The sequence below is a fragment of the Arthrobacter sp. YD4 genome (assembly GCF_030410515.1).
In the GTDB taxonomy this organism is placed as follows: domain Bacteria; phylum Actinomycetota; class Actinomycetes; order Actinomycetales; family Micrococcaceae; genus Arthrobacter.
In genome coordinates this window covers 207,085-217,168 of record NZ_JAUHHD010000006.1, presented here as the reverse complement: position 1 = coordinate 217,168, position 10,084 = coordinate 207,085, and the positions used below count along the sequence as shown (strand labels likewise).

The 10,084-nt window shown below is 69.0% G+C and carries 7 protein-coding genes and 1 rRNA gene; 6 read left to right on the top strand and 2 right to left on the bottom strand.

What is annotated here, in order from left to right:
- The first annotated feature begins 5 nt into the window (after window positions 1-5).
- Both rrf and QWJ39_RS15610 read left to right on the top strand, forming a co-directional pair.
- A 5S ribosomal RNA gene (gene rrf / locus QWJ39_RS15615) occupies window positions 6-122 on the top strand.
- Between the two features lie 203 nt (window positions 123-325).
- On the top strand, window positions 326-814 hold the full coding sequence (locus QWJ39_RS15610) for a hypothetical protein (protein WP_290258791.1): 489 nt from the start codon (window positions 326-328) through the stop codon (window positions 812-814).
- Between the two features lie 164 nt (window positions 815-978).
- Here QWJ39_RS15610 and QWJ39_RS15605 read toward each other — a convergent pair whose 3' ends face one another.
- Both QWJ39_RS15605 and QWJ39_RS15600 read right to left on the bottom strand, forming a co-directional pair.
- Window positions 979-2,013, bottom strand: a complete 1,035-nt coding sequence (locus QWJ39_RS15605; protein WP_290258790.1) for a LacI family DNA-binding transcriptional regulator — start codon at window positions 2,011-2,013, stop codon at window positions 979-981.
- Between the two features lie 2 nt (window positions 2,014-2,015).
- Window positions 2,016-3,752 (bottom strand): alpha-amylase family glycosyl hydrolase, encoded by a 1,737-nt coding sequence (locus QWJ39_RS15600; protein ID WP_290258789.1) that lies wholly within the window; start codon window positions 3,750-3,752, stop codon window positions 2,016-2,018.
- Between the two features lie 334 nt (window positions 3,753-4,086).
- Here QWJ39_RS15600 and QWJ39_RS15595 point away from each other — a divergent pair, with 334 nt between their 5' ends.
- The 4 genes from QWJ39_RS15595 to QWJ39_RS15580 all read left to right on the top strand — a co-directional run bounded on the left by QWJ39_RS15595 (window position 4,087) and on the right by QWJ39_RS15580 (window position 10,081).
- Window positions 4,087-5,391: a maltose ABC transporter substrate-binding protein gene (locus QWJ39_RS15595; protein WP_290258788.1), complete on the top strand. Its 1,305-nt coding sequence runs from the start codon at window positions 4,087-4,089 to the stop codon at window positions 5,389-5,391.
- A gap of 127 nt (window positions 5,392-5,518) precedes the next feature.
- On the top strand, window positions 5,519-7,180 hold the full coding sequence (locus tag QWJ39_RS15590) for an ABC transporter permease subunit (RefSeq protein WP_290258787.1): 1,662 nt from the start codon (window positions 5,519-5,521) through the stop codon (window positions 7,178-7,180).
- Window positions 7,177-8,175, top strand: a complete 999-nt coding sequence (locus tag QWJ39_RS15585; protein ID WP_290258786.1) for a sugar ABC transporter permease — start codon at window positions 7,177-7,179, stop codon at window positions 8,173-8,175. The genes QWJ39_RS15590 and QWJ39_RS15585 overlap by 4 nt, the downstream gene beginning before the upstream one ends.
- A gap of 1 nt (window position 8,176) precedes the next feature.
- The gene (locus tag QWJ39_RS15580) at window positions 8,177-10,081 is read left to right on the top strand and encodes a glycoside hydrolase family 13 protein (protein ID WP_290258785.1); all 1,905 of its coding nucleotides are present in this window, start codon (window positions 8,177-8,179) and stop codon (window positions 10,079-10,081) included.
- Window positions 10,082-10,084 lie beyond the last annotated feature (3 nt).

Here is a 10,084-nt window from a genome sequence, read left to right as displayed (position 1 = left end):
AGGGTTACGGCGGTCATAGCGTGGGGGAAACGCCCGGTCCCATTCCGAACCCGGAAGCTAAGACCCACAGCGCCGATGGTACTGCACCCGGGAGGGTGTGGGAGAGTAGGTCACCGCCGGACATAATTTAGCGGCTCAGGCCCCGACAACCAGTGTCGGGGCCTGAGCTCTTTAACGACCACAGCAGCAACGGCGTAGGAGCGCCTCCCGTTGAGCCGGCTCTGGAGCCGGCAGCAACGGCGTAGGCGCCCCCCGCTGAGCCGGCTCTGGGAGCGGGCGTATGCACAGGGTGGGGCCATCGACTGCCCTAGTAGAGTTGACGCTCATGGATAACCTCTTCAGCCACGCAGCTGCCGCCCCAGAGCCCGGTCCCTCCGAGGGTCTTGACCCGTTGGTGTGCGCCGTCGTCGTACCCGGCGCCGTCGCCAGGGCATTCGTGGGTTTCACCGAGCACACGCACCTGTGGTGGCCGCTCGAGGAGCACGGCGTGTACGGGGCCGGATCCTACGTGGAGTTCGAGGAAAGCCTGATCCTGGAAACCGCGGACGACGGCCGCACCTCCATCTGGGGGACCATCGACGACTGGCAGCCCCCTCTCTCCTTCCACGCCAGCTGGCACCCAGGAACCCAGGCGCTGTGGTCCACGGAGATTCGCGTAGCGTTCCGGGCTGTGGATGCCGGTACCGAGCTCCGTTTGGTTCACAGCGGATGGGAAGGCGCAGAACACCCGGCAGTGACCCGTGACGAGTACGAGGGCCTCTGGCCCATGATTCTGCAGCGCTATGTCCGGTTCATGGGCGGCGACCAGGGCTAACGGGGGCGTCCCCCGTACCATCCTTCCCAGTTACTCGCCCAAGCATCACGGGGAGGAACCTTGGAAGGTCCACAATCCGGCCGCTGCGGTTGAGTAAGTGCTCGGGCTGGGAAGTAACTGGGCAGGAACGTACGCCAGGCTGCGGTACTAGTGCGCGGAGACGCTTAGTGCAGCGGAGACGCGTCGGCCGGGGGCACGGCCGTGCTGGAGCGGATGACGAACCGGGTGGGGTATTCCAGGTCCGCCGCGGCAGGCTCCCCGCCGCCGCCCTCCAGCCCCTCCAGGAGGCGCCGGACCGCGAGGGCACCCTGGCCGCGGGCATCCTGGTCGATGGTGGTGAGGCCGAAGACCTCGCCCAGCTCGTGGCCGTCGATGCCGATCACCGAAAGATCCTCAGGAACGCGAAGCCCGAAGTCGCGGGCCGCGAGGATGGTGCCGATCGCCATCTCATCCGAGGCGGCGAACACCGCCGTCGGACGCTCCGGGGAGCTCCCCAGCAGTTGCCGGGCGCTGGCGTAGGCGCCCTGGATGGTGAAGTCGGCGGAGACCAGCCACTCCGGCCGCACGGGAAGGCCGGCGCCGTGCATCGCCGCAGTGAAACCCGCCTGGCGGGTCCCGGGCAGGCGGAAGTCCTTGTCGTAGGCGGCGTCTCCGGTCATGTGCGCAATCCGGCTGTGCCCCAGCTGGATCAGGTGCCGGGCGGCAGCCTCCGCCAGGCCCGAGTCGTTGATCCGTATGGTGGGAGCCCCGGGGAGGGGGCCGCCGATGCCAACAATGGGGCGGTGGATGGCCAGCAGCTGCTGGATTTCGGCCTCGCTGAGCTCCAGGGACACCGCAATGACCGCGTCCACCCGCTTGCGCAGCAGGAAGTCGTTCAGGACGCTGTGCCGCCGCTCCTCGCCGTCGCTGACGTTGTACAGCGTGAGATCGTAGCCGGCGTCGAGCAGGGTGGCCGAGACGCCTTCCACTACCGCGGAGAAGAACCAGCGGTGCACGGACGGAACCACGACGCCGACGTTGTGGTTCCGCCCGGACGCCAGGCTGGAGGCATGGTAGGAGAGGACGAACCCGAGTTCCGCGGCCGCGGCCTGGGCCAGCGCGCGGCTGCGGGGAGAGACGTTGCCCTTGCCGCTCAAGGCGCGTGAAACGGTGGCGATGGAGAGGCCGGCCCGTTCCGCGACGTCCTTGATGCCGGGCATTTTCAGCTCTCCGTGTCCTCGATGTAGATTTCCAGCCAAACAGTTTCCCCTGAGCCTAACTGATGCTCCGGGACGTTCATGCCGGCAGCCGCGGAGCTGCGGAGCAGCACGGTTCCGGCGGGCAGGTCGAGCGGTTCGTGACCCACATTCATCAGCACCGCGACGGTGCCGTTCAGGTAGCCCAGCGAGCTGTCCGTGGACCAGTCCTCGAGCCAGGCCAGGGAGCCCTCGCCGAGGCGCAGCTGCCGGCGCAGCGCGAGCATGCTGCGGTAGAGGTTTAGGTGCGACGACGGCGAGGCGGCCTGGGTGTCCCGGGCCAAAACGCCGAAGCTTTCCGGCTGGGGCAGCCACGGGTCAGCGCCGGAGCCGAAGCCGTTGTTCGGTTCGCCTGCCCGCCACGGCAGCGGCACACGGCAGCCGTCGCGACCCAGCCGCTCGCCGCCGGTCCGCCCGAAGGTGGGGTCCTGGCGCTGGTGGTCGGGGATGTCGATGCCGTCCGGCAGGCCGAGTTCCTCGCCCTGGTAGAGGTACGCCCCGCCGGGCAGGCCCAGCATGAACATCGTGGCGGCGGCGGCGCGGGCGCGGCCGAGCTCGGCGTTCGGCTGGGGATCGGCGGGACCGATGCCGTCGCCGTCGCGGGGTGCCGGGCCGTCGTAGCCGAAGCGGGTGGCGTGCCGGACGACGTCGTGGTTGGACAACACCCAGGTGGTCGGGGCGCCGACGGCGTCCAGGGCGTTCAGGGACTCGGTCACCACGCGGCGCATGCGGTGCGGGTCCAGGCCGGCGTGCAGGTACGGGAAGTTGAACGCCTGGTGCATCTCGTCGGGGCGGACCCAGTCGGCCAGCCGGGGGAGCGGGTCCACATTGGCCTCGGCGCAAAGAATCCGGTCCGGACCGTATTCGGCCAGGATCCGGCGCCAGGCGCGGTAGATGTCGTGCAGGGCCGGCTGGCCGAACATCGGCGCCTCGTGGCCGGGGAAGCCGTCGGAGCTGTTGCCGTCGGCGCGGCCGCCCCACGCCGGCAGGCCGGGGGCCTTGACCAGGGCGTGGGCGACGTCGACGCGGAAGCCCGAGACCCCACGGTCCAGCCAGAACCGCAGGACGCGTTCGAACTCGGCGTGGACGGCGTCGTTGTCCCAGTTGAAGTCGGGCTGGGAGGAATCGAAGAGGTGCAGGTACCACTGGCCGGCGGCGCCGTCGGGCTCGGTGATCCGGGTCCAGGCCGGACCGCCGAAGTGCGACTGCCAGTTGTTCGGGGGAAGTTCGCCGGACTCGCCGAGTCCGTCGCGGAAGATGAACATGTCCCGCTCCGGGCCGTCGGCCGGGGCGGCGAGGGCGGCCTGGAACGCGGCGTGCTGGTCCGAGCAGTGGTTGGGCACCAGGTCCACGATCAGCCGCAGGCCCAACCGCTTGGCCTCGGCCATCATGGCGTCGAAGTCGTCCAGGGTGCCGAAGAGCGGGTCCACGTCGCAGTAATCGCTGACGTCGTAGCCGGCGTCGCGCTGCGGGGAGCGGTAGAAGGGGGAGAGCCAGACGGCGTCGACATCCAGCTCGGCGAGCTGCGGCAGCTCAGCCGTGATACCGGCGAGGTCGCCCACGCCGTCGCCGTTCAGGTCGCGGAAGGACCGGGGGTAGACCTGGTAGATAACGGCGGATCGCCACCAGCCGGGCGTGTGGTCTGCGGCGTGCACCAGGGTCAACGGGCCGGCGAGGGAGGCTGGGACTGTATCAACTGACATGCCGGTAATCGTAAGGCCGAAGACACCGAAATGAAAACGCTTCCAGAAGTTTCGGTCACCCGCTTCTCCCGGCACCGGGGCCCCTCCGTCGGGGTAGCAATGCGAATTTGCTTGTAACGCCGGGCTAATCGGCGGCCGGAGGAGCCCTAAGGGCCGGCCGGAGGGGCCGGCGCCCGCGACACGCCCGGCAAATGCCGACTTCCCAAACTACCTACCGGCGTGTAACTTGGAAGCGCTTGCAGCTGTGAGCCACATCACCGACGATGCCACCAGGCCCGACTCGATCCGATCGGGCCTCACGTGTGGATGCAGGATCTTTATGAAAGGGACACCAATGAAGGTGCAGAACACCCTCACCACCGGCACCAGCCGCCGGGTTTTCACGGCAGGTGCCGTCTCCGTCGTGGCCGCGCTGGCCCTCAGCGCCTGCGGCGGCGCGGCAGCCACCTCCCCAGCCTCGCCGTCCGCCACGGCCAAGCCGGACCTCAAGGCCTCCGGTGCCAGCACCATCACCATGTGGGTCGACGCCGAGCGCTCCCCGGCGCTGAAGGACATCACCGCCAAGTTCCAGGCCGACACCGGCATCGAGGTCAAACTGGTGGTCAAGGACTTCGCCGCCGTCCGTGACGACTTCATCACCCAGGTCCCCACCGGCAAGGGCCCGGACCTGATCGTCGGACCGCACGACTGGGTAGGCAAGTTCGTCCAGAACGGCGTGATCGCCCCCGTCGAACTCGGCGACAAGAAGGGCTCCTTCCAGGATTCCTCGATCAAGGCCATGACCTACAACGGCTCGGTTTACGGTGTCCCGTACGCGATCGAGAACATCGCACTGCTGCGCAACACGGCAATCGTCTCCGATTCCGCCAAGACCATGGACGAGGTCATCAGCAACGGCAAGAAGGCCGTCGCCGACGGCAAGGCCAAGTTCCCGTTCCTGGTGGGCATGGACCCCAAGCAGGGCGACCCGTACCACCTGTACCCGCTGCAGTCCTCGATGGGTTCGCAGGTCTTCGGCAAGGCTGCCGACGGCGGCTACGACCCCAAGCAGCTCCTCATCGGCGACGCTGCCGGCGTCGAGTTCGCCAAGAAGCTCGCCGCCTGGGGTGACGCCGGCGAAAAGATCATCAACTCCAACATCACCGGTGATATCGCCAAGGAGAAGTTCCTGGCCGGGGAGTCCCCGTACTACCTGACCGGCCCGTGGAACGTTCCGGACGTGCAGAAGAAGGGCATCAAGTTCGCTGTTGACCCGCTGCCGACCGCAGGCGACCAGCCGGCGCAGCCGTTTATCGGCGTCAACGGCTTCTTCATCAGCTCCAAGAGCGCCAACGCCCTGGCCACCAACGAGTTCGTCACCAACTACCTCACCTCCGAGGCAGCCCAGGACTCCATGTACAAGGCCGGCGGCCGCCCGCCGGCACTGAAGGCCTCCTTCGACAAGGCCGCCAGCGACCCGGTCGTCGCGGCCTTCGGCAAGATCGGCGCCACCGGCGTCCCGATGCCGGCCATCCCGGAAATGAGCGCCGTCTGGGCTGACTGGGGTGCAACCGAACTGTCCTTGATCAAGGGCCAGGGCGACCCGGCCGCCGACTGGGCCAAGATGGCTGCCAGCATCAAGACCAAGATCGGGGGCTAGCCCCCGCCCCGGATCCCGCCGCCGCGAACCGCCGCGGTGGCGGGATCCGGACAGCTCCGGGCCGGGCGGCACCACACCGCCCGGCCCGTTCCTGCATCACCCTGCTTCTCCCAAGGACTGAAGAGCCATGCCAGATACAGAACTCCGCGAGGGCACCGACCCCTCCGCCGCACCGCCAGCCCCTGGCGCGGGATCCCGCACAGGCAAGCGCACGGGACGGCCGGCCGGGTCAGCCCGCCGCCGCACCTCCCCGGACGGGACCAAGGGCATCATCGCCAAGATCGTCCTGCTGGGTCTGGTCGACGCCCTGGCCGTCTTCGTCCTGACCATGCTGTTCCTCAGCCACTCGTGGACCGTCCTGGTGGTCTCCGCCGTCGTGGTCCTGGCGATCAACTGGATCTACCTGCGCAAGGGCGGCCTCCCGGCCAAGTACCTGGCCCCCGGCGTGCTGTTCCTGCTCGTCTTCCAGGTCTTCGTGGTGGTCTTCAGCGGCTATATCGCCTTTACCAACTACGGCGACGGGCACAACAGCACCAAGGATGACGCGATCTCCGCCATCCAGCTCACCGCCCAGAAGCGCGTTCCGGACTCCCCGGCCTACAAGACTTCGGTCCTGGCCAAGGGGGATTCGTTCTACCTGCTCTTCACAGACCCGGCCGGCAAGGTCTCCCTCGGCAGCACGGACAAGCCCCTTGAGGACGCCGCCGGCGCGGTCAAGGACTCCACCGGCAAGGCCAAGTCCCTGGACGGCTACCAGACCCTGAACTTCCAGGAGATCGTCGCCAACCAGCAGAAGATCCTGGCCCTCACCGTCCCCGTCTCCGCCGACCCGGCCGACGGGACCCTGCGCACCGCGGACGGCAGCAACGCCTACCAGTTCAAGCCCTCGCTGAAGTACGACGCCGGTGCGGACACCTTCACGGACACGGACAGCGGCGCCGTCTACCGCGACAACGGCAAGGGCGCCTTCGCCGCGGCGGACGGGCAGACGCTGTCCACCGGCTGGAAGATCGACGTCGGCTTCGAAAACTTCTCCCGCGCCTTCACCGACCCGAGCCTGCGCGGGCCGCTCGTGGGCGTCATTCTCTGGACCTTCACCTTCGCCATTGCCTCCGTGGCGCTGACCTTCGCCCTGGGCCTGTTCCTGGCCATCGCCTTCAACCGCGAGGACCTCAAGGGCAAGAAGGTCTACCGGATCCTGATGATCCTGCCCTATGCCTTCCCCGCCTTCCTCACCGGCCTGGTCTGGTCCGGCATCCTCAACCCGGAGTTCGGCTGGCTGAACCAGACCCTCCTGGGCGGCGCCCATATCGGCTGGCTGACGGATCCGGTGCTGGCCAAGATCAGCGTCCTGGTGGTCAACCTCTGGCTCGGCTACCCGTACATGTTCCTGGTCTGCACCGGCGCGCTCCAGTCCCTGCCCTCCGAACTGGACGAGGCTGCCCGGATGGACGGCGCCAGCGCCTGGCGGGTATTCCGGTCGATCAAGCTGCCGCTGCTGCTGGTCTCGATCGCCCCGCTGCTGATCTCGTCCTTTGCGTTCAACTTCAACAACTTCAACGTCATCTTCATGCTCACCGGCGGCGGCCCGCGCTTCGCGGACACCACACGGGACATCGGCGCCACGGACATCCTGATCACCCTGGTCTACAAGGTGGCCTTCGGACAGGGCACCGGCCGCGACTACGGGCTGGCCAGCGCCCTAGCCATCATCATCTTCATCATCGTGGCCACCGTATCGGCCATCAGCTTCAAGCAGACCAAGGCACTCGAGGACGTGAACTCATGAACGGGCCAGCACCGCGCACCGCATCGTCGGCGACCCCGACGGACCAGGCCACCGGGACGACGGCGGAGCCGGCAACGGGGGAGGCAGCCCGCGCCACCGCCGCCGACGTCGAACGCCTCAAGTCCCTGCACCGCAGCCGCCCCTTCGGCGTCTGGTTCGCGGACAAGGGCTGGCGGCACCTGGTGGGCATCGCCGTGACCATCTTCGCGGTCTTCCCGCTGCTCTACGTGCTCTCCGCCGCGCTGAACTCCACCGGCACCCTGGTGGGCTCCAACGCCCTGTTCAGCAAGATCGACTTCGGCAACTTCACCGCCCTGTTCAACATCCCGTCCCGGCCCTTCGCCCGCTGGTTCCTGAACACGCTGGTGGTCGGCGGCATCACCTCCGCGGCCACCGTCTTCCTCGGCGCCATGGCGGCCTACGCCTTCTCCCGGATGCGCTTCACCGGCCGCCGGGTGGGGCTGCTCAGCCTGCTGCTGCTGCAGATGTTCCCGCAGCTGCTCGCCGTCGTCGCGATCTTCCTGCTCCTCAGCGGCATCTCCGAGGTTATCCCGGCCCTGGGGCTGGGCAGCCAGCTGGGCCTGATCATGGTCTACCTGGGCGGCGCCCTGGGCGTAAACACCTACCTGATGTACGGGTTCTTCAACACCGTGCCGCAGTCCCTGGACGAGGCGGCCAAGATCGACGGCGCCAGCCACACCCAGATCTTCTTCGGCATCATCATGCGCCTGGTCACCCCTATCCTGGCCGTCGTGGGTCTCCTGACCTACATCGCCATCTCCGGCGAGTTCGTCATCGCCTCCGTGGTGCTCACCGACCCGGACAGCCAGACCCTCGCCGTCGGCCTCTACTCCTTCGTCGCCCAGCAGCGCTCGGAGAACTGGGGCGTCTTCGCCGCCGGCGCCGTGATCTCCGCCCTGCCGGTCATGGCCCTGTTCCTCTACCTGCAGCGCTACATCGTCAGCGGCCTCACGGCCGGCTCGGTCAAGGGCTAGAGTGTCCGGCGCCGCTGCCGCCGGGCTCCTGCCGCACCACGACGGGTCCGCGCTCCACGCCCCTGACGGCGTGGAGCGCGGCGGCCCGGTCCGCCTGCGGCTCCGGATCCCCGTCGGGTGGGGCGAGGCGTCCCGCGTCTGGCTCCGCTCCCTGCACGACGGCGAACCACGCTACGATCCCTGCGACCTCCTCGGGATCGCCGACGGCTGGGCGTGGTGGGAAGCGGCGACGACGGCCACCAACCCCGTCCTCCGCTACCGGTTCCTGATCGAGGCCGGCGGCCGGAACTGGCAGCTGAACGCCCAGGGCCTCTTCGGCCGGGACGTCTCCGACTACGCCGACTTCCGGCTGGGCACCTACCCGGCCGGCCCGGACTGGCTGCGGACCGGGACCATGTACCAGATCTTCCCGGACCGGTTCGCCCGCTCCGTCCAGGCGGACACGCACCCGGCACCGGACTGGGCCGTCCCCGCGGACTGGCACACCACCGCGGTGGAAGGCGCCTCCGCGGTCACGCCCTACCAGTTCTACGGCGGCGACCTGCCCGGCATCACCGAACGGCTGGACCACATCCAGGCGCTCGGGGCGGACATCATTTACCTCACCCCGTTCTTCCCGGCCCGCTCCAATCACCGCTACGACGCCGCCACCTTCGCCACCGTGGACCCGCTCCTCGGCGGGGACCAGGCGCTGGTGGACCTCGTGGAGGCGGCGCACGCCCGCGGGCTCAAGGTGATGGGCGACCTCACCGCCAACCACTCCGGCGACGCCCACGAATGGTTCCGGAACGCACTGGCCGGCCCGGATGCGCCCGAGGCGGGCTACTACTACTTCTCCCCGGACCACAGCAGCTACGAGGCCTGGTACGGCGTGCCCTCGCTGCCCAAGCTCAACTGGTCCTCCGAAAGCCTGCGTGACGCGTTCGTCCGGGATGAGGACTCCCCGGTGGCGCGCTGGCTGCGGCCGCCGTTCAACCTGGACGGCTGGCGGATCGACGTCGGCAACATGACCGGACGGCTCGGCGCGACAGACCTCAACCACGATGTGGCCCGGCTGATCGCGGACCGGGTCCGCGGCATCAACCCGGAAGCGGCGCTGCTGGCCGAGTCGACCAACGACGCGGCCCCGGACTTCAGCGGCGAGCACTGGCACGGCGCCATGACCTACTCGAATTTCACCCGCCCGCTCTGGGCCTGGCTGGCCGGCGAGGCCCGGCACGTGAACTTCTTCGGCACGCCGCTGCAGGGCCCCGGCCGGATCGACGCCGCCGAGTTCCTCGCCACCCACCAGGACCTGGCGGCCGCGTTCAGCTGGGACGTCCGCCGGCAGAACATGAACGCGCTGAACAGTCACGACACCGCCCGCGCTGCCACCGCCATGGTCGACGGCGGTCAGCAGCTGGGCGCGGTGCTGATGTTCACTCTGCCCGGCGTGCCGGTGCTCTTCGCCGGCGACGAATTCGGGCTCAGCGGGGACAACGGCGAGTTCTCCCGGACCCCCATGCCCTGGGACCGCCCGGACCGGGTCCGGCACGACCTACGCGGCCTGTACGCCGCTTTGTCCGGGCTGCGCCGGGACCAGCCCGCGCTCACCGCCGGCGGAGTCCGCTGGCTCTACGCCGATGGCGACGTGCTGGCCTTCATCCGCGAAACCGCCGAGGCCACGGTGCTGGTGGCCGTCACCCGGGCCGACGCCGACGCCGGATTCGACCGGACACTGCTGACCGCCGCACAGTGGAAGGGCCTGGCCGGTGCCCCCGCGCTCGTCGTCGGGGAGTTGGCGTTCGATGATGCCGGCGGGTTGGCTCCCGGCGGCTTGGCCCGTGACGCCCAGCCGCGGCTGCGCTCCGCCGGCCCGGCGGCGGCGGTCTGGGTACTGCCGGGGGTTGCCGTCCCGGGCGCCTAGACT

Bases quoted from the DNA above. Each gene is read 5' to 3' on its own strand.
- QWJ39_RS15610 (WP_290258791.1), top strand. From the start codon at position 326: ATGGATAACCTCTTCAGCCACGCAGCTGCCGCCCCAGAGCCCGGTCCC.
- QWJ39_RS15605 (WP_290258790.1), bottom strand. From the start codon at position 2,013: ATGCCCGGCATCAAGGACGTCGCGGAACGGGCCGGCCTCTCCATCGCC.
- QWJ39_RS15600 (WP_290258789.1), bottom strand. From the start codon at position 3,752: ATGTCAGTTGATACAGTCCCAGCCTCCCTCGCCGGCCCGTTGACCCTG.
- QWJ39_RS15595 (WP_290258788.1), top strand. From the start codon at position 4,087: ATGAAGGTGCAGAACACCCTCACCACCGGCACCAGCCGCCGGGTTTTC.
- QWJ39_RS15590 (WP_290258787.1), top strand. From the start codon at position 5,519: ATGCCAGATACAGAACTCCGCGAGGGCACCGACCCCTCCGCCGCACCG.
- QWJ39_RS15585 (WP_290258786.1), top strand. From the start codon at position 7,177: ATGAACGGGCCAGCACCGCGCACCGCATCGTCGGCGACCCCGACGGAC.